This window comes from Marinobacter sp. DUT-3, assembly GCF_050379435.1.
Taxonomy (GTDB): Bacteria; Pseudomonadota; Gammaproteobacteria; order Pseudomonadales; family Oleiphilaceae; genus Marinobacter.
In genome coordinates this window covers 92,810-112,291 of record NZ_JBNRMG010000009.1, presented here as the reverse complement: position 1 = coordinate 112,291, position 19,482 = coordinate 92,810, and the positions used below count along the sequence as shown (strand labels likewise).

General features: G+C 57.8%; 19 protein-coding genes. 8 read left to right on the top strand and 11 right to left on the bottom strand.

Features of this window, described 5'->3' with window-relative positions; all coding sequences use genetic code 11:
- The first annotated feature begins 38 nt into the window (after positions 1–38).
- The 5 genes from potA (at position 39) to ACQUWM_RS13905 (ending at position 6,263) form a co-directional block, all read left to right on the top strand.
- Positions 39–1,157: a spermidine/putrescine ABC transporter ATP-binding protein PotA gene (gene potA / locus ACQUWM_RS13925; RefSeq protein WP_428922566.1), complete on the top strand. Its 1,119-nt coding sequence runs from the start codon at positions 39–41 to the stop codon at positions 1,155–1,157.
- Positions 1,150–2,013: a spermidine/putrescine ABC transporter permease PotB gene (potB, locus tag ACQUWM_RS13920; protein ID WP_428922565.1), complete on the top strand. Its 864-nt coding sequence runs from the start codon at positions 1,150–1,152 to the stop codon at positions 2,011–2,013. The genes potA and potB overlap by 8 nt, the downstream gene beginning before the upstream one ends.
- On the top strand, positions 2,010–2,780 hold the full coding sequence (gene potC / locus ACQUWM_RS13915; protein WP_406985687.1) for a spermidine/putrescine ABC transporter permease PotC: 771 nt from the start codon (positions 2,010–2,012) through the stop codon (positions 2,778–2,780). Before potB ends, potC begins: the two co-directional genes overlap by 4 nt.
- Positions 2,777–3,820 (top strand): extracellular solute-binding protein, encoded by a 1,044-nt coding sequence (locus ACQUWM_RS13910; RefSeq protein ID WP_428922564.1) that lies wholly within the window; start codon positions 2,777–2,779, stop codon positions 3,818–3,820. The genes potC and ACQUWM_RS13910 overlap by 4 nt, the downstream gene beginning before the upstream one ends.
- Positions 3,821–4,025: 205 nt before the next feature.
- A complete protein-coding gene (locus ACQUWM_RS13905) occupies positions 4,026–6,263 on the top strand; it encodes a diguanylate cyclase (RefSeq protein WP_428922563.1) in 2,238 nt (745 codons plus the stop codon).
- A gap of 24 nt (positions 6,264–6,287) precedes the next feature.
- On the opposite strand, the gene ACQUWM_RS13900 is transcribed toward ACQUWM_RS13905, so the two are convergent.
- From ACQUWM_RS13900 to dctP, 6 genes are all read right to left on the bottom strand, one after another.
- Positions 6,288–7,700 (bottom strand): alanine/glycine:cation symporter family protein, encoded by a 1,413-nt coding sequence (locus ACQUWM_RS13900; RefSeq protein WP_407001486.1) that lies wholly within the window; start codon positions 7,698–7,700, stop codon positions 6,288–6,290.
- Between the two features lie 118 nt (positions 7,701–7,818).
- On the bottom strand, positions 7,819–9,399 hold the full coding sequence (locus ACQUWM_RS13895) for a hypothetical protein (protein ID WP_428922562.1): 1,581 nt from the start codon (positions 9,397–9,399) through the stop codon (positions 7,819–7,821).
- Positions 9,400–9,483: 84 nt separating this feature from the next.
- Positions 9,484–9,924, bottom strand: coding sequence for a universal stress protein (locus ACQUWM_RS13890; protein WP_407001484.1), 441 nt, complete (start codon positions 9,922–9,924; stop codon positions 9,484–9,486).
- A 32-nt stretch (positions 9,925–9,956) separates the two neighbouring features.
- Positions 9,957–11,240: a TRAP transporter large permease gene (locus tag ACQUWM_RS13885; RefSeq protein WP_428922561.1), complete on the bottom strand. Its 1,284-nt coding sequence runs from the start codon at positions 11,238–11,240 to the stop codon at positions 9,957–9,959.
- A gap of 34 nt (positions 11,241–11,274) precedes the next feature.
- Entirely contained in the window at positions 11,275–11,868 is a 594-nt protein-coding gene (locus tag ACQUWM_RS13880) for a TRAP transporter small permease (protein ID WP_407001482.1), read from the bottom strand.
- 114 nt (positions 11,869–11,982) lie between these two features.
- Positions 11,983–13,011 carry a TRAP transporter substrate-binding protein DctP gene (dctP, locus tag ACQUWM_RS13875; RefSeq protein WP_428922560.1) on the bottom strand — a complete coding sequence of 343 codons (1,029 nt, stop codon included), beginning with the start codon at positions 13,009–13,011 and terminating at the stop codon, positions 11,983–11,985.
- Positions 13,012–13,181: 170 nt separating this feature from the next.
- On the opposite strand from dctP, the gene ACQUWM_RS13870 reads away from it, so the two are divergent.
- Positions 13,182–13,631, top strand: coding sequence for an META domain-containing protein (locus tag ACQUWM_RS13870; RefSeq protein WP_428922559.1), 450 nt, complete (start codon positions 13,182–13,184; stop codon positions 13,629–13,631).
- Here the strand turns inward: ACQUWM_RS13870 and ACQUWM_RS13865 are convergent.
- Genes ACQUWM_RS13865 through ACQUWM_RS13855 form a run of 3 tightly spaced genes read right to left on the bottom strand, consistent with a single transcriptional unit; the run spans position 13,615 to position 15,820 of the window.
- A complete protein-coding gene (locus ACQUWM_RS13865) occupies positions 13,615–14,139 on the bottom strand; it encodes a YqiA/YcfP family alpha/beta fold hydrolase (RefSeq protein ID WP_428922558.1) in 525 nt (174 codons plus the stop codon). The two genes, ACQUWM_RS13870 and ACQUWM_RS13865, sit on opposite strands and share 17 nt — an antisense overlap.
- A 37-nt stretch (positions 14,140–14,176) precedes the next feature.
- Positions 14,177–15,160, bottom strand: coding sequence for an LLM class flavin-dependent oxidoreductase (locus ACQUWM_RS13860; protein ID WP_428922557.1), 984 nt, complete (start codon positions 15,158–15,160; stop codon positions 14,177–14,179).
- Positions 15,161–15,190: 30 nt separating this feature from the next.
- Positions 15,191–15,820 carry a metallophosphatase domain-containing protein gene (locus ACQUWM_RS13855; RefSeq protein WP_428922556.1) on the bottom strand — a complete coding sequence of 210 codons (630 nt, stop codon included), beginning with the start codon at positions 15,818–15,820 and terminating at the stop codon, positions 15,191–15,193.
- 104 nt (positions 15,821–15,924) lie between these two features.
- Here ACQUWM_RS13855 and ACQUWM_RS13850 point away from each other — a divergent pair, with 104 nt between their 5' ends.
- Positions 15,925–16,797, top strand: coding sequence for a hypothetical protein (locus tag ACQUWM_RS13850; RefSeq protein WP_428922555.1), 873 nt, complete (start codon positions 15,925–15,927; stop codon positions 16,795–16,797).
- Here the strand turns inward: ACQUWM_RS13850 and ACQUWM_RS13845 are convergent.
- Positions 16,763–17,539, bottom strand: a complete 777-nt coding sequence (locus tag ACQUWM_RS13845) for a crotonase/enoyl-CoA hydratase family protein (protein ID WP_407001475.1) — start codon at positions 17,537–17,539, stop codon at positions 16,763–16,765. The two genes, ACQUWM_RS13850 and ACQUWM_RS13845, sit on opposite strands and share 35 nt — an antisense overlap.
- 210 nt (positions 17,540–17,749) lie before the next feature.
- Here ACQUWM_RS13845 and ACQUWM_RS13840 point away from each other — a divergent pair, with 210 nt between their 5' ends.
- Positions 17,750–18,490: a ParA family protein gene (locus ACQUWM_RS13840; protein ID WP_428922554.1), complete on the top strand. Its 741-nt coding sequence runs from the start codon at positions 17,750–17,752 to the stop codon at positions 18,488–18,490.
- A 10-nt stretch (positions 18,491–18,500) separates the two neighbouring features.
- On the opposite strand, the gene ACQUWM_RS13835 is transcribed toward ACQUWM_RS13840, so the two are convergent.
- Positions 18,501–19,277, bottom strand: a complete 777-nt coding sequence (locus ACQUWM_RS13835; RefSeq protein ID WP_428922553.1) for an FCD domain-containing protein — start codon at positions 19,275–19,277, stop codon at positions 18,501–18,503.
- Between the last annotated feature and the right edge of the window lie 205 nt (positions 19,278–19,482).

The following is a 19,482-nucleotide window of genomic DNA, read 5'->3' as shown; positions in this document are numbered from 1 at the left end:
TCTGGAAAAATAGGCCGCTCATCAATAGGGCAGGGCCGATGAAACAGACACTGCTATCTCTGAAGGGCGTCAGCAAGGTATTTGGTGACAAAACCGTACTCGATGCCCTGGATCTCGATATCTACGATGGCGAATTCATCACGTTGCTCGGGCCATCCGGTTGCGGCAAAACCACACTGCTGCGTCTGATGGCCGGATTTGAGCATGCCGACGGCGGCTCTATTACCCTGGCCGGGAATGACATCAGCCAATCTCCTCCGGAACACCGCCCCCTCAATACCGTGTTCCAGCATTACGCGCTGTTTCCCCATATGACCGTGTTCGACAACGTCGCCTACGGACTGAAAATGGAAAAGCGCCCGAAAGAAGAAATCCGCGAGCGGGTCGAAGACGTCCTGGCGATGGTGCAACTGGGTGATTTCGCCCGTCGCAAGCCCCACCAGTTATCCGGCGGGCAACAGCAGCGAGTGGCGATAGCCCGTGCCGTGGTCAAACGCCCGCGCCTGTTGCTGCTTGATGAGCCATTGTCCGCGCTGGACTACAAGTTGCGTCGCACCATGCAGGTGGAACTGAAACGTCTGCAGCGGGAGCTGGGCATAACCTTCGTGTTTGTGACCCACGATCAGGAAGAGGCGCTCTCCATGTCCGATCGGGTGGTGGTGCTGAAAGACGGCGTTGTACAGCAGTTGGGTACGCCGCGTGAAATATACGAACGCCCCGCCAACCTGTTTACCGCTCGCTTTGTTGGCGAGACCAACCTGTTTCCGGGCCGCCTGAAGCAGGTCATGGAAACCGCGATTACCGTGGATGTGTTTGGTGTACACCGGACTCTGCGGAAGCCGGATTTCTCGGTTGCCGAAGGTCAGAGTGTGCACGTCCTGCTGCGTCCGGAAGACATTCGTGTGCTGGAGCCCGATGCGGATCACGGACTGTCCGGCAAGGTCATGGAGCGGAACTACAAGGGCAGTACGCTGGATTCGGTCATTCACCTGGACGACGGCACCGAAGTGCTGGCCAGCGAGTTCTTCGATGAGGACGATCCCACCTTTGACTATCGCCTTGGCGAGCCGGTCCGGGTGAGCTGGGTGGATGGCTGGGAATGGCTGCTCCCGGCCGAACAGAACGAGACGGCTGTGGAGCGCCTGATCGATGCATAGGGTGTTACAGCAACCCTTCAAAACCGCTGTTCTGGTCCTGGTGTGGGGCTGGTTATTGCTACTGGTGCTGACGCCGAACCTGCTGGTGGTCGGCGCCAGTGTGATGAGCCGGGACGCCGCCAGCTTCCTGTCATTGCCTCTGAATCTCGATAGCTACCGGCGACTGCTGGATCCCCTGTATCTGGAGGTGTTTCTCCATTCGCTGTATATGGCGGGCGTCACCACAGCGTTATGCCTGCTGATAGGTTATCCGTTTGCCTGGGCCCTGTCGCGGGTGGCGAAACAGCGGCAGACACTGCTGATTTTCCTGTTGATCGTACCGTTCTGGACCAACTCCCTGGTTCGCACCTATGCCCTCAAATTGCTGTTGGCAACCAATGGCCTGATCAACAACGCCTTGATGGGGCTGGGGCTGATCGAGGAGCCGCTGAGGCTGCTGTACACCGAGGGAGCGGTCATCGTGGGGTTGGTGTATCTGTTGCTGCCGTTCATGATCCTGCCGCTGTATTCAGTGTTTGAGGATCTTCGCCACGAGCTGTTGATGGCTTCCCATGACCTGGGGGCGGGCAGATTGCCCACGTTCATTCATGTCATTGTGCCGCTGACCCTGCCTGGCGTGCTGGCGGGCGTCATGCTGGTACTGTTGCCAGCGATGGGGTTGTTCTTCGTGGCGGATATCCTCGGTGGCTCACGGAACCTGCTGGTGGGGAATGTCATCAAGAACCAGTTCCTGGATGCCCGCGACTGGCCGTTTGGCGCTGCCGCCAGCATTCTGCTGACCGTGGCCATGGCGTTGCTGCTGTATGCCCACAAGCTCAGCCGCAGCCGGCTTGGTGAACAGGAGCAGGCGCCATGAGGCGTTGGCTGCCGAGGGCTTACCTGACCACCGTGTATGCACTGCTGTACCTGCCCATCCTGGTGTTGGTGGTATTCTCGTTTAACAGTTCGCGCACTGGTTATCGCTGGGGTGGGCTGAGTCTGGAATGGTATCGGTCGCTGTTTGACAACCACGCCATGGTCCAGGCCATGTGGAATTCCCTGTGGCTGGCTCTGGCCGCGGCGACCGTGTCCACTGTCATCGGCGCATTGACCGCCCTGGCGCTTCACCGGTACCGGTTTCGTGGCAAGCGGGTGCTTAGGGGCATGCTGTTTGTGGTGATGATGTCGCCGGAGATCGTGCTGGCGATCTCATTGCTGGCGCTGTTCCTGCTCGTTGGCCTGCAGCTCGGGTTTGTCTCGCTGTTGCTGGCCCACGTGACCTTCTGCCTGCCGTTTGTGGTGATTACCGTGATGGCCCGCCTCAGCGGCTTCGATGAAAGCCTGCCGGAGGCGGCGCGGGATCTGGGCGCCAGTGATTTCACCATGACCCGCACCGTACTGATCCCGGTGATCATGCCGGCCCTGCTGGCGGGTTGGCTGCTGGGTTTCACCCTGTCACTTGATGATGTCGTAGTCAGCACGTTTGTCAGCGGCCCCAGTTATGAAATTTTGCCATTGCGCATCTACTCTATGGTGCGTGTCGGACTGAAACCGGAAGTGAACGCGCTGGGCACCCTTTTGCTGGTGTTTTCACTGGTCATGTTGATGCTTTCCCAATGGATACTGACAAGGAGCAAACGATGAAAAAGCTGGTGCTGGCAGGCCTGATGACTGCAACCCTGGCCGGGTGCGGCAGTCAGGAGGAACCCAGGGTTCTGAACCTCTACAACTGGTCTGAGTACATGCCTCGGGAAGTACTGGATCGCTTTGAAGAGGAAACCGGTATCCAGGTGATTTACACCACCTACGACAGCAACGAAGCGATGTACGCACGGCTCAAACTGCTGGAAGGCAGCGGCGACTATGACCTTGCGGTGCCGTCCACCTATTACGTCAACAAGATGCGCAAGGAAGGACTGCTGGAGAAAATCGACCATAGCAAGATTGAAGGCTTCGATAACCTGGACCCGGAACTGGTGAACCAGGCATTCGACGAGAACAACGCCTACAGCGTTCCCTATCTGTGGGGTACTACCGGCCTGGCCTACGATTCGGAAGATCTGGATGGTGACAAGGTCACCGCCTGGGCCGATCTCTGGAACGATGAATACCAGGGCAGGGTCATGCTGACCAATGACATGCGCGAAGTGTTCCATATTGGTCTGCGGGTGCTGGGATACTCAGGTAACAGCACCAACCCGGATGAAATCGAACAGGCCTATGAAAAACTGTCGGAACTGATGCCGGCGGTGCGTACCTTCAATTCCGACGCGCCGCGCATGCCGTACCTGGAAGGCGAGACCGACATCGGCATGATCTGGAATGGCGAAGCGGTAATGGGCAAGGATGACATGCCGTCACTGGAATATGTCTATCCGGAAGAGGGCACCATTGTCTGGCTCGACAGTTTTGTGATCCCGAAAAATGCTGAAAACGCGGATGCCGCTCACCAGTTCATCAGTTTTGTCATGCAGCCGGAAATATCCGCACTGATCAGTGAAGACATTGGCTATGCTACGCCCAACCTCGCGGCCCGTGAGCTGCTGCCGGATGAGGTGGCGAACGACCGTTCCAGCTATCCCACCGCCGAAGACCTGACCAACGCCGAGTTCCAGGAGGATGTAGGAGATGACGCCATGCAGGTGTATACCCGGTACTGGGAACGACTGAAATCCGGCCGCTGAGGCGGCTCCATGGCAGGCGGGCCGGGGCGGTTTCCGGCCCGCCTGTGTAAACAGACCGTAAAAGATTGTCATTCGCCGCAAGAATGCAGTGTGAAACACGGACGTGTCTTATACTCAGGGCAGGCCAACCCATCAGGTTATGTCCAGGATGCGTTCTGTTCCACGTTCTCTCGCCAGACTGGTTGTTCTGACTGTCTGCTTAATCATGTGTGGTGTCGCAACAGCCGCGCCCCGGATGCTTTCCGAGGGCTGGCAATACCGTTGGGGCGATTCACCTACCGCCAGTGACGGTACCCCGGTTTGGGCGCTGGGCGAACCCGAAGATAGCGACTGGCATGCGATCGGTTTTCCGTCCAATCCTCCCAATCGCGATGGTCGCCAGCATGTGTGGTTCCGGGTCATGCTGCCGGAGGGGGAATGGCAGGAACCCGTACTGTACATTTTCAGTGTCGACCTGATTGTCCAGGTGTATTTCGAGGGCGAAAAGATCTATCAGTACGGTGCCTTCGATGACCAGGGGCGCGGACGCTTTGCCGGCTGGCCCTGGCATGCCATCAGCCTGCCCAGCGATTTTGAGGGCAAGATGCTGTATTTCCGGGTTTTCTCCAATTACACCGATATCGGTCTCTGGGGTGAAGTGTCGATCATGGATCGACCGGATCTGGTTCTTTACATCCTCGGGAACTCCCTGGAAGCACTGGTGATTGCGGGGTTCTCGGCGTTGATCGGTTTACTGGCACTGATTTTCGCGATGCTTCAATCTGAGCGAAAAAGCTCTGGCAGTCTGGCGCTGTTTGCATTTTCATCGGGAAGCATGTTGCTGGCGGAAAGTCAGGCCAGCCAGTTGCTGTGGAATGCCCCGCTGGTCTGGGACTATCTGGCTGCTGGCTCCTATTACCTGCTGCCGGTGGCAATGGCGCTGCTGCTTGAGCAGTGGCTGGCCGATTATCGGCCCGGGATCATCAATCTGATCTGGAAAGTTCACCTGGCCTACGTGGTGGTTGCTCTCGGGCTGTCCGTGGCTGGCGTGATCGATTTGTCGTCAACGTTTCCGCCGTTTGACGCCCTGTTCCTGATGTCCCTGCTGACCATGACCGCAGTCGTAATCCAGCGGTTCAAAAATTTGCTGCTGGACCAGCGGATCATCCTGCTGACCTACGCTATTTTTTGCGTGTTTCTGATCGTGGATATGGCGGTGGCGCACGGTGTGTTGCCCTGGGGGCGGGTTCCCGTCAGTTGGGGCGCCCTGATTTTCGCACTGGCGGTTGTGGTGATCTCGCTGTGGCATTACGCCCGCACCCAGCAGGCGCTGTACCGACTGAACCTGTCACTGGAACAACAGGTCGCTGAACGCACGGAAAAAGCCGAGGCGCTGGCACGCCGGGAGCAGGGAAGAGTTCGGCTGCTCACCTTTGAAAATGAAAAGAGCCGGATGCTCAATGACATTATCGCGGGACTTCAGGATTGCCCGGGACTGGCGCGGGCGTTCAGTTATCTTGCCCGGGTTCTTCCGGATCTCTGCAGCCCGCTGCGGGGCGCACTTTACCAGCGTATTGATGATGGCAGGGCATACGAGCGCGTCAACCATTGGGGCTATGCCGGACAACTCCCGAAGTTTGCACTGATTCTGGACACCTCCGGGGGATTGCCCGCGCCCACCCAGGTGCCTCCCAGATACCTGGCGGCACCCCCGGAATACACCCACGAACAGCAAAGGGTGCTGACGGACACCGCGTGTTTCTGGATAACGGTTCAGTCGGCCAGCGAGGGCGCGCTGGTTATGGGATTGCTGAAGGTTGAGATTCCGGAGAACTTTGCGCCCCGGGGCAATGAATACGGCGCGGCACGGCTGTTTCATGCCCTGGACCAAGGGTTGCAGCGGATCGGTATTACCCTGTCCGGCATCTGGTTGCATGAAGAGCTGAAGAAATATTCCTACGAAGACGCGCTGACTGGCCTGAAAAACCGCCGTTACTTCAATCAGCTGCTGGCACATGAGACTGCCGGGGCGGTCAGGAGTCATACGCCCCTGGCCTTGCTGGTGGTCGATATTGATCACTTCAAGCAGTTTAACGACACCCATGGCCATGAAGCGGGTGATAGCGCCCTGAAAACTGTGGCGCAAGTACTGTCGCAGCAGTTCCGGGGCAGTGACGTGGTGTGCCGCTATGGTGGTGAGGAGTTTGTTGTCATCATGCCGGGTGCGAGTCTGTCCAATGCCCGGGAAAAAGCAGAAAACCTGTGCCGGGCCATGCGGGAGATCCCCATTATTCATGAGAATCAGGACCTGGGAGGGATTACCTTTTCAGTGGGTGTTGCGGGCTGGCCGGAATGCACCGATGACGCCGAGGCCCTGCTGGGGTTGGCGGACCGTGCCCTATACAGGGCGAAGGAGGGCGGCAGGGATCGGATAGAGGGGTGTCCCGCCTGCCCACCGTCCTGACGACCGTGGGCAGGCGCAGAGCAATCAGTGCCAGATATTACTGTCGATTTTTTCGTGCAGCTCTGGATAATCCGTGGACTTGAAGTGCGGGACTTCACCCTTCTTGCGCTGGGCCAGATAGTCTTTGGTCAGTTTTACGACCGTGCCGGAGAGCAACACGATCGCAGTCAGGTTGATGGTGGCCATCAGTCCCATGGACGCATCCGCCGCATTGAAGACCGTGATAACCGCCTCATACCCACCCCAGACCACCATGGCCAGGGCAGCCAGGCGCAGCAGGGTCAGCCCGAGGGTGTTGCCCCCTTTGAGGTAGATCAGCGCGTTTTCAGCGTAGGTGTAGTTCGCCACAATGGACGTAAAGGCGAAGAACAGGATGGCAACGGCAATGAAATAGCCGCCAAACTCGCCCAGGTGAACTTCCATGGCCTGTTGGGTCAGTTGGGTGCCAGTCACCCCGGAGCCGGGTTCAAGCACGCCGGCCAGCAGTATCATGACGGCGGTGGCCGTACAGATGACAATGGTATCCACAAATACCCCGAAGGCCTGGACCAGCCCCTGGGAAGACGGGTGGTGGGGCGCCGGTGTGGCGGTTGCCGCAATGTTTGGCGCGGAGCCCATACCCGCCTCGTTGGAGAACAGACCGCGCTTGATGCCGTTGAGCATCGCTGCGGTGATGGAGCCAGCGGCACCGCCGGCAGCTTCCTCAAGTCCGAACGCGCTTTTCACGATCATCGCCAGCACCCCGGGCACTTCCGTGATGTTCATCGCCATGATGACGAGTGCCAGCAATACATAGGCGCCGGCCATGAACGGCACGACGAATTCGGCGAAACGGACGATCTTGCGCAGGCCCCCGAAGATCACAACCCCGGCGAGTGCCGCGACGACCACCCCGACACCGAGTTTGGGGGCGCCGAACGCCCCTTGCATGGCATCGGCAATGGAATTGGCCTGTACCGCATTGAAAATCAGTCCGAAGGAAAGAATGAGGCAAACCGCGAAAATGGCCGCTGCCCAGGGCGCCTTCAGGCCTTTGGAAATATACACCGCGGGACCGCCCCGATATTGCCCCTTGCCGTCTCGTACTTTGTACAGCTGCGCCAGGGTGCTTTCGGCATACCCGGTGGCCATACCCACCAGGGCGACCATCCACATCCAGAATATCGCGCCGGCACCGCCCAGATACAACGCTACGGCCACACCGGCGAGGTTGCCGGTACCAACCCGGGACGCCAGGCTGGTACACAATGCCTGGAACGGCGAGATGCCATGGACATCACTCTCCCGGGAGCCGCGAATGGCGCGCACCATCTCACCGAAGTTAACGAACTGGAGGAAACCCAGACGAATGGTGAAGAATACACCCACGCCCAAGAGACCGTAGACGAGGACATAGCCCCACAGTATAGAGTTCAGAAAATCGACAATTGCGGTCATGATGACGCCTTGTGACTTTGGAATTTGTATTTAAGGGTTGGCGCGGAAGTCTAGCACGGCGAAATCAATGGGGGGTTGCGGATATCCGAAGTTGACGTGGATACCCGCAGATGCTTGTTCAACGTTGTGGGTAGGCTGTCCAGTCGTCCAGCCAGCTGGACTGCAGGCGTGGATTCAGGGCGCCGGCGTAGTTCGCCGATTCATCAAAGAACTCGGATTTTGGCGGTGCCATGGCTGTCATCTGGCGCATCTGCACGCGGCTCTGGAAGTTCGGATCCACCGGGTCCCTGGCGGTGATATGCAGAGCGCTGTCGAGACGTTGAAGGTTGTTCTGATCCGGACTCATCAACCAGTCCCCCTCGCTGAATCCGAAGTCGTCATCGTCCTGGCCGGATTCATCCACGCTTTTGCCGAGCTTTCCGGTATTGGCGATCAGGTTATTCGAGAAAGTCAGGGAACCCCTGGCGATCAGTGAGGAGACCTCGTCCCGCAGGTCGACCGCTTCAATGCCATAGCTGTCGATGATCATGTTGTGAAAATGGCCGCCAGTGCCTTCCCGAAGGACCATGCCCCGGTGCTTCCTCGCGGTCTGCCCAGTGCCGACCAGGGTGACGTTATAGAATGATGGCTCCGACCGCGGCTGGGCCTGGTGGTCATTGCCGTTGTTGTCGCCTTCAAAGGCGTTATCACCCACATCCGGGTGTTGCTGTACGACAAGGAACTGAACCCGGCCGGTCCAGCCCCAATCCCAGTCAATGCTGTCGTCCGCAGCGCCGGTCACCACAATGTTCTTGAGATCCACGGAACCGCCAAACATTTCGATGCCATCATCCAGGGCACGATGCACCTGCACATTGCGGACGATGGTGTCACGTCCACAGCCCCCGAGGGTGAGACCATTGAGTTCGTTGTTCTTGTAGACCTCGAAGCCGGCGAACTCAATGCGGGTGTACTCGATGACGCCACAGCTGTGACGATGATCGGTACCGCCAAAACTGCCTCTGGGATCGTTGCCGGAGACGCCCTCAATAGTCGCGCCCGGCTGGTTAACCGGTGCCTTGCCGAGCACCACCACTCCGCCCCAGTCGCCACGGGCGCGCTGGCCTTCCGGCTGGTTGCTGGTGAATACCACCGGGCTGTCGGGCCGGCCCCGGGAAAACAGCTTGCTATCCGTGGTGACAATCAGCGCTGACCCGTTGTCGCCTTTAACCGTGACACCGCTTTCAAGGGTGAGATTGGCACCCTCGACGAAAATGGCTTTTTCCAGAATGTACGTCTTGCCGGATTCCCAGACCGTGTCCGCGACAATGTCCTCGTGAACACGGATAGTCTGGGGCTCGAACGCGGTGAATCCGACAGCGGCCAGGGCGGCCGCCACCGTGGCAGGGGTTATCCATATCAGGTTGCGGCGTAACCAAGATTGTTGCTGCTCGGCGTCAGCCTGGCCCGCGCTATCGGTATTCGTGGCGGGCGTTGCCATCAATGGCTTGCCCGAGTCACGGGCGCGGATATCTTTGGCGAGGTGTTTCAGGCGCTCGGTGCCGGATGCTTCAACGCGGCGTAATACATCGCTGCGGTAGCCCGGTTCCCGCAGCAGGTTATTCAGGTGCACGAAGGTGACTTCAGGGCATTCACCCTTATCAATCAGGCGCTTGAGTTGCCAGAGTTTTTCAACAAGAAGGGAGGATTGATCCGACATTGATACAGCTCCATAAAAAATGTCGGATCTTTTTTAACGCAAACAGATGACGTTTGGATGACGGGTGTTTGGAGAATCAGAAAGTTACACGACCAGAACCGGGCACTTCGCATTCGATGCAACCCGGTGGGAGACGCTGCCCAGCAGCAAACCGTCCTTGTCGCTGTGTGTGCCCCGGGAGCCGACCACGATCAGGTCGGCCTCTTTCTGCTGGGCAAACTTGACGATAACACTGGAGGGACGCCCGGCTTTGACGAACCCCCGTATTTTGGTTGCACCCTGTTCCTTTGCCTGTTCCTTGGCGTGGTTGACCACCCCCTTGGCGTACTCCGATAACACCTTGTCAGGGATGTCCATGCCTTCAGGACGTCCGATCGATAGCGATGTTTCAAACAGGCTGTGGTGTTTGTAAACGCAGAGCAAATAGATCTCGGCTTCCGTGAGTTTCTGCAGCGCAATGGCCTTGTCCATTGCCTTGAAGGAGGACGAGGAACCGTCAACAGCCACCAGGATTCTTTTGAACATGCTCTTCTCCCTGAAATTGGTCTCTATTGCCCTCAGCGGAACGCCACGTCACGCAGGAACAGTGCAATTTGCGGGAAGGCGATAATCAACCCCGCTGCTGCCACCAGCATGAAGACAAACGGTGGTGTACCGCGAATCACTTCCCAGTACGGGCGCTTGAATATGGCTATGGCGGTGAATATGTCACAACCAAAGGGTGGCGTTGCCGAGCCTATGGCGACCTGAAGTGTAATCAGAACCCCGACAAGCACCGGGTCAAGGCCGGTGGCTTCAATCGCGGGGGCAAAGATCGGCGTCAGCACCAGGATGACGACAATCGGGTCGACAAACATGCAGGCAACGAAGAAAGCGATACAGATTGCAACCAGCACGCCGACCGGGCCTGCGTCATTGACGCCGACAGCCTCCAGTATGGTTTGCGGAATCTGAGCAAAGGAGATAATCCACGAAAAGCCGTTTCCGACAGCCACCAGTATGAAAACCACGGCGGTAATCAGGCCGGTGGATTTGGCGATTCGATAGATGTCCGGCAATTTCAGCGAGCGGAAAACGGCGAATTCCAGCAAGAAGGCGTAGAGCACGCAGACCGCCGCAGCTTCAGTCGGGCTGAAAATGCCGCCATAGATACCGCCTACGATGATAACCGGGAAGAACAGTGGCCATAGCGCTTCGCGGACGGCGACCCCCCGCTCTCTCCAGCCAGCCTTTTCCTCGGTGGGAACCTTGTTAATGTAGGCATAGATCAGGCAGTAAATGGAAAACATGAACAGAATCATGACACCGGGGCCGATGCCGGCGATGAACAGCTCGGCAATGGAGGTTCCGGATATAACCCCGTAAATAATGAAGCCGATACTGGGGGGAATCAGAAAGGCAATGTCACTGGAATTGATAATCAGCGCCAGTGAAAACGAGTCGGAATAACCGGCTTTGAGCAGTTTAGGCCGCAGGGGAGAGCCAACCGCTACAACCGTCGCCTGAGTAGAACCGGAAACCGCACCGAAGAGAGTACACGAAGTGGCCGTACTGATTGCCAGCCCGCCTTTTATGTGTCCGATGAACGCCATCACCATATGGATGAGGCGGTCGGCGGACTGGCCGCGAGTCATGATATCTGCCGCCAGAATGAACATGGGCACGGCAATGAGCGAGGCGGGGCGTATGCCCCCCATCATTTGCTGGACGAAAGTGCCCATCTGGCCGAAGCCATCAAACATCATTACAAAACCGACCACCGCGCCGGTGATCAGCGGAACCATCATCGGGAAGCCCAGCAGTAGCAGCCCGATCATGATCACCATCATTATAGTTGCCATGAGTTTCTATCCTTTGTTAAAGCAGCTGCAGGGTTCAGACTTCCGATTCGGTGTCCGAGTAGCCGTCGATCACACCGGTGGAGAGGTAAATATCCTTACTGGTGAAGTTCTTGATGGCCGTGAGGAAATACTGAATGCCAGTGATCGCAAAGCCTACAGGGGCCCAGATGTAAATCCACCAGATCTCAAAACCCAGCGCAGGGAGAATTCGCCCACGACCGTAGAGGGTTTCGACATACCCGTAGGAGTAGTAACAAAGGAAGAACATCACCAGGGAAGTAAACAGGGCAATGAAAATCATCAGCACTTTGCGTCCCTTTGGAGGAATCGCATCGTAAACCGCAGACATACGGATATGGCGGCCATGGCGGGCCGCGTAACCGATGCCTGCGAAGGTAATCAGGATAATCAGGATTCGGTTGATTTCACCGGAAAAAAACAGCCCCTGGCCAAAAACAAAGCGCGCGATTACATTCGTGCAGGTGTTCAATGCCATGAGAAGCACGCCGGCCGCCAGCATAACGGCTTCTACCTTGGCGATGACTTCATCAATGGTTCCCAAAAAACCGGGTAGGCCGGACTCATAGGTACCGGTGTCGTCTTCTACCTCTGAGGGTTTCTCTGACATGGGGTTTGCTCCAGAGCATCTCGCTCCCGGCCGGTCTGGGGACTCCCCGGCGGGGCGGGGTTAATACAGATTCCCGCCGGGCGGGCCGGCGGGAATGCTTCCTTATATTGCAGTTCAGTCGTTCTGAACTTCTTTCAGATCTTCCTTGAACTGCTCCAGCAGTTCTTTGCCACTTTCGCCGGTCATCTCGATGAACTTTTTCTCCACCTGGGGCGCACGGGCCTTGAAGGCTTCGATCTGTTCATCGGTCAGGCGGGTTACTGTGACCTCATCGCTGGCCTCTTGAATTTTTGCCAGTGACTCATCGGCCAGGCCGTCGATATGAACGAGGATCTCCTCGAAGGCAAAATCCGCGGCGTCCTGAACCAGCTTCTTGTCTTCGTCGGACAGACCTTCATAGAAGTTCTGGTTGGCCATCATGGCGGTGGTGAACCAACCATGGGCGGTGAAGACCAGGTTCGGGGACACTTCATACAGACCGCCGGATTCGATCCAGAAGATCGGGTTTTCCTGACCCTGGATCATGTTGGTCTGCAGGGCGCCGTATACTTCACCCCAGGGCAGTGGTGTCGGGGTTGCGCCGAAGGCGTCGTAGGTTTCAGACAACAGCGGGTTGGTCATCACCCGAATCTTCTTGTTGTTGAAGCCTTCCGGGCTGGTGACCGGTTCGTCCACGGTGACAACCATTTCCCCTTCCGGATACATCTGCAGAAGCTCAAGACCTTTTTCGGAGTACAGCTCCGGGAAATCCTCGTTGATGGCTTCACTCTCACGGAAAAACTTGATCACAGTATCCATGTCGGTGGGCATCAGGTACGGAATGAAGAAGATCTGCGCTTCCGGGATCAGGGAGCCGGTGAAGCCCGGGGACTGGTTTACAAAGTTGAGGATACCAGCCTGGGTTTGTTCCATAATGTCGTCGGACTCGCCCAGTTCGCCGAAACGAAACACTTGCAGGGTGTGGTCGGAATTCTCTTCAATGTATTCCTTGAACTTGTAGGCAAATACGTCCTGGACGTCGCCTTCGTATTCTTCATGGGCATAGCGCCAGTTGGCAGCATTCACCGAATTTGCGGCGGTCATGGCCGCGAACGCGATCGCTGAAATTCCGGCCAGTTTCTTGAATTTACTTAAGCTGCTCATCGTGTTGTCTCCATTTAGTTTTTTTGCTCCAGACTATTGCTGCATTATTAAAGACTGGCAAAACAAAGTGGTTTTCGCAAGAAAATGGCCAATTTAGATTGCTGCAAGGTATCGTCTTGAAGTGAAATGAAAAATGATTGGAATGATTCTTGTACAAGGGAGGAAACAGAATGGACAAGTCGTGGATGGTGGGGCGGTGGCCGATTGTGGCCAGCTGCCTGCTGGTTTTGGCCGGGTGCATGTCACAATCGATGATGGGAGGCGGTGGGGTGCCGTTGACCAATACATACTGGAAGCTTCAGGAGGTGGACGGTACGCCAATGCCCGATGCCGGTGCGGCCAGTGAAGCGCATCTGATCCTCCGGGACGATGGTGTTGTGAATGGCTTCAGCGGCTGCAATGCCTTTCGTGGGGAGTATGAAGTCATCAACAACCGCAACCTGGTGTTCAGTCGCATGGCCAGTACCCGCCGAGCGTGCCAGAACATCGATATTCCGGAGCCGGCCTTTTTCAGAGCGTTGGAAAACACCGCCGGCGTCCAGATGGATGACCACCGTCTGCGGTTACTGGATACCGACGGCCAGGGACTGGCGGAATTCGAAGCTATAAGCCAGCCCTGACGAGGAACTGGCGAAACTCTGACACGACCCGTTCCAGACTGTTCTCCAGGCGGTGGCCATCCGTCAGCATCAGCATGGGCAAGCGTTGTTGCTCCGCGAGTGCGATGACCGGCATGGCCGGAACCACGTCATCGTTCCAGCCGTGGATGATCTGCACGTAGTCAGCCTGGATAGCCGGGCTGGATTGTGGATAGCCGGGCAGCGCCAGTGCCGGTGCCAGCAGAAAGCAACCGAGTACCGGTTGTTCAGCGCTGGTTTGCGCACACACCCAGCCGCCCATGCTGGAGCCAGCGAGGATGGTGTGCCTGGGATCGGCTCCCGCATTCTCCATGGCGTGCCTCATCTGTTCCAGCCGGGTTGCGGGATCCTTGCTGCTGCGATGATCAACCGCCACGGCGGTGACGCCGGGAAAGGATTCCGCCGCTTCTTTCATGGCCTGAATCTTGGTGCTTCCCGGGCCGCTCTCGAGACCGTGGGAAAGAAAAACGTGGGTAGTCGTTGCTGTCATTTTCCGGAACCCATCCTTTGGTTGTGTTTGGGTGTTGTCAGGCCTGGCTGAGGATATCCAGGGCATGCCGGCGTTTTTCCGGGTCGTAGATATCGACGGTAAACATCAGTTCGTCCACATCCACGGAGTCCAGTAGTTGGTCCAGCTGTTCCCTGACGGACTCCGGACCACCGAGTATCTGCAATCCCAGGAAATCTCGTACGCTGGCTTCTTCGCCGGCATTCCACAGCCCGTCCATGGTGTCCACCGGCGGTTTCATCCACAGCGGCTGCCCGCGGAACAGGGCCAGAATACGTTGGTAGCTGGTGGTGGACAGCCATTGGGCTTCGTCGTCGGTGTCTGCCGCAATCGCCGGTACCGCGAGCATGGCGTAGGGCGTTTGCAGCTGTTCCGAGGGCTGGAAATGGTCGCGATAGACTTTGAGCGCTTCACGGTACAGTCGCGGGGCGAAATGCCCGGCGAAGGCATAGGGTAACCCCCGCATGGCCGCGAGTTGCGCGCTGTAGAGACTGGACCCCAGCAGCCAGATCGGCACGTTGGTGCCGGCGCCGGGAATCGCCTTGACCGGTTGGCCAGGCTGCAATGGTCCGAGCAGGCTCTGCAGCCTGGCTACGTCTTCGGGAAACTGTTCGGCACCCAGGCCGTCACGTCTCAGGGCACGGCTGGTGATCGGGTCGGTTCCGGGTGCGCGGCCGAGCCCCAGGTCGATCCGGTCCGGATACAGGCTGGCGAGCGTGCCGAACTGTTCGGCAATCACCAGCGGTGGATGATTGGGCAGCATCACGCCCCCGGAGCCCACGCGCAGGGATTCGGTTTTACCGGCAATGTGACCAATCAGCACCGAGGTGGCGGAACTGCTGATGCCTTCCATGTTGTGGTGCTCTGCCAGCCAGAATCGCTTGAAACCCAGCTTTTCGGCATGTTGGGCATAGGTCACGCTGTTGGCCAGCGTGGCGCCGACGGAGTCGCCTTCGCGAACGGAAGCCAGTTCCAGCAGCGAAAAGGGCGGGCGTTGTGGCATATCGTGCTCCGGATAAATCGAACCTTTGGGCTAAAGATCGATCACGATGGGTGGATTCAGGGGTTTGAAGCTGCCGGTACAGGTGCTTGCGTTGATATACCGGCGCTGGCCAATTTGCTGTTGGCCGTAGCCCTCATGGATGTGCCCAAAGATATGGAGCTTTAGGCTGAGGGTTTCAACCATGCTGGCAAGATCATCACAGCCGACGTTCAGCGAACCAGTCCCGGTTGGCACTGCATCGAGTATGCCCGCTGGCGGCCCGTGGGTAATCAGGATGTCGGTGTCATGGGGGATCCGGGCCCAACGCTCCGCCAGGGCTGCGCCGCGTTCGAGGTTGAAGGCCCAGTTAAAGAACACCGGTGTCCACGGGCTGCCCCAGAATTTCAGGCCTTCCAGTTCGAGGCCGCTGTCCTGCAGGTAATGGGCGTGTTTTATAAGCGCCTGAGCATCCTGTGGCTCGTCCTGAAAACACCAGTCGTGGTTGCCGGCAATCAGAATCTTGTGTTTGTGGGGTTGGTCAGCGAACCAGTTGTCGAGGTCTTCCAGCTCATCCAGCGTGCCCACACCGAGACAATCACCGGAGTGGATCAGGATGTCGCCATCGGGCACCTGAATCTGACGGTGCATACTGTGGGTATCGGAAATGCAGACAAGTCTCATGGTTCGCTATCCGGCTGACGATTTGACGTTGTGGCGGGCAATCGCCCGGAATCTAAGATAGCATTGCCCCCCGATATGTCGTCCATGATTTTTGCAGTGAGTCCATGCGCCTGATCCTCAGCCGAAAAGGGTTTGATTCTTCCGCCGGTGGGTGCCCAAGCCCGGTGTTGCCGGACGGTTCCCTGTGCGTGCTTCCCATTCCCGATAGCCAGTCCCGCATTCGCTACGATGAGGTTAGTCACGGCACAAGACGGCTGGGAAAGATTGCCCGGGATCTGACCCGGGGCAGAATCCGTGGCAACCACGGCGCCCATCTGGATCCGGACCTGATTGCTGACGCTATTCCGCGGGCGGATGGCTGGCGCCCGGTGCTGGGGCAGACAGGTTCCGCACAGGGCCATTTGCGTAATCAGGGGGTGACCACCGGTGATCTGTTCCTGTTCTTCGGAGTGTTTCGTCGCGCCGAGCTGTGGCAGAGGCGCTGGCGGTTTGTGCCTGGCTCGCGGCCGTTTCATGCCATCTGGGGCTGGTTGCACATTGGTGATGTTCACCGGATAGATGACCTGATGTCAGGCGCCTTGCCCTGGGCTGGCTATCATCCACACTTCCATGGCGAACCCGATCCCGGTAATACGCTGTACGTGTCGTCCGACCGATTTTCCCTGGCGGACCATAACAAGCGGTTTCCGGGTAGTGGCGTATTTACCCATCTCGCTGATCCCCTGGTTCTGAGCGACCCGGACGGGCGCCTGCCTACGCGGTGGCGGTTGCCCTCCGACTTCTTTCCCGGAGACGGCAGGCCGGCGCTTAGCTATCACACCCGGTTGGACCGCTGGCGGCTTGCACCACCGCATTGCTACCTGGATTGCGCCGCCCGTGGTCAGGAGTTTGTGCTGGACCTGAATGAATACCCGGGCGTGTCGGACTGGGTTTCGGCGTTGCTCAGAACTGGCCGTGACGCCCGGCACCATCCCTGAATTTTTTTGCGCCTTCCACGGCTTCTTCAAACACAACGGGGTAGCCGGCGGCGCCCTCCGCCACAAGCGCCTGCTGCATGTCCAGATCCCACTGATGAATCGCAGACGCGCGGTCCGCCAGCATGCATTGCCGGGGAAAGCTGGCAATGTCCCGAGCAAGTTTTCGAGCCGTTTCCAGCGCCATGCCATCAGCGACTTTGCGGCTGGCCAGGCCCATGTCCAGTGCTTCATCGGCTTGCACTGGCCGACCGGTGAGTATCATATCCATGGCGCGACCGTGGCCGATAATGCGGGGCAAGCGCACGGTGCCGCCGTCGATCAGCGGTATGCCCCAGCGCCGACAGAAAACGCCAAATACCGCCGACTCCTCCACGACCCGCAAATCACACATCAACGCCAGTTCCAGGCCACCGGCAACCGCATAGCCGGAGATGGCTGCAATGACCGGTTTCGATAATGCCATCCTGGTGGGGCCCATGGGGCCGTGACCGGTGCCGTGGGGATCGATCTCATTGCGCCGCTGAGGATCATCCAGCGCGCTCAGATCCGCACCTGCGGAAAAGTTGCCGCCAGCACCGCAAAGCACGGCCACCTTCAATGTATGGTTTTGCTCGAATTCCATAAACGCCTGCCGCAGGGCGCTTGCCGTCGGTCTGTCCACGGCATTACGTTTTTCTGGTCGGTTGATGGTGATGGTCAGAATGCCGTCATCCACGGAGGTGAGCACGGGTTGGTCGGTCATGGGGATATCCTGTAGTGCCGATAACATGGGTCAGACGATGTAAAAATAGCATGCGGAGGGCGGATGGCCACGGGGTGTCATCAAACTGTCACAGGACAGAGGCATGCTGGTTGTTATCAGGACGAGATGCATTGCGTTTGCGAATCGTGTCAATGCTTTAGCCGGGGGACTTCCCCGGCTTTTTTATGTCCGGGAGTTGGAAGTCATACAATGAAAACAATCGCGTTTTACAGTCTCAAGGGTGGTGTCGGAAAAACGGCTTCAGCTGTCAATATTGCTTACCTGGCCAGTCAGGCGGGTTATTCCACACTGCTCTGGGACCTGGATCCACAGGGAGCCTCCAGCTGGTACCTTGCAGGTGCCAGCAGTGTTAAAGGTCGCAAATTGTCTGCATTGATGAAAGGCAAGACACCCATCGCCGACTTTATTCGCGAAAGCGACTACGAGAATCTGGATTTCATTCCGTCACACACCAGCTTCCGCAATCTGGACGTCAAGCTGGACCAGAATGACAGCGCCAACCTCATCAAGGAATGGCTGGCGCCGCTGTCGGAGGAAACCAGTCTGGTGGTGCTGGATTGTCCACCGTCGCTGTCACGGTTGTCAGAGCAGGTTCTGACGGCGGCGGACAAGGTGTTCGTGCCAGTGATTCCAACGTGGCTGTCGCTCAACAGTTGGCAGCAGTTGCGGGAAGTTGCCAGGGAGAAAAAACTCAAGCCTTCACGGCTGCACCCTTTTTACACCATGGCAGACCGCCGCAAAAACCTGCACCGTGAATTGATTGACGCACAGGACGAACGCCTGCCAACCAGCCTGGCAACCATCATCCCCAACGCCAGCGTGGTGGAGCGGATGGGGGAGGAAGGCACGCCGGTGGAATTGCTGGCACCCAACTCGGTGGCGGCCGACGCCTATCGCAGGCTCTGGCGAGACATCAAGGCTCTGCTTTGAGGCAGGGGCCTCAGCTGCGACCCAACTGATCCCTGCGTAGCGACCGCTCCAGCCTCCGATGACTCTCGAACTGCTCTGACAGCACACCCTGTACGTACTGGATATGCCGCCCGGCGATCTCCCGCGCATCTTCGGCACGTCCTGCCATGATGGCTTCGAACAACTGTTGATGTTGCTCCATGAGTCCATTGCGGGTTTCCGCGGTCTTTGCGTACATACCGCCGATGTTGGTAACGACACTGTTCTTCAGCATGTTGAACAGCCCGCGAATGGTATGCAGCAGGATCACATTGTGGCTGGCTTCGGCAATGGCCAGGTGGAAGCGGGCGTCAGCGGCGCCTTCCGCACTGACATCCTGTTCGCCGTCATCGCTGTAGCAGGCCTGCAGGGCTTCGTAGGCTTCCCTGAGTTGTGCCTTGTCCACTTCCGTGGCTCTCTGGGCGGCGTAATAGGCGCAGTCGCCTTCCAGGGTGCGGCGGAATTCCAGCAGGTCGCGGTGGGCGTCCGGGCGGTTTTCCAGCAACCCGATCAGCGGGTCGCTGAAACTGGAGCCGAGTGTTTCAGCCACATAATGCCCGCCCCCCTGACGACTAACCAGCAGACCCTTGGCCGCGAGTCGCTGAACCGCTTCCCGCAGGGAAGGACGGGACACCCCGAACTGCTCAGCCAGCAACCGCTCGGCTGGCAGCCGCTCCCCGGGTTGCAGGGTGCCTTCCAGAATCATGGTTTCCAGTTGCTCAACGATGGTGTCTGCAAGGCGCTTTGGTGAAATATGACCGATACCCATTCTATTCCCGCATCTTAGTGATTGGTCTGACCAATATCCGAATGGCTGTCATTTGACGTATTTGGACGGCGTTTTACCATGCCTGTCAGACTAATGTACTAACATCTATCTTTGACAGTCCGTTAACAACTCACTTACCTTATCAGACTATATCTGTAAATTGGTATTACCAATTTACATTCGCCTCATCCGTCCGGAGGACGTT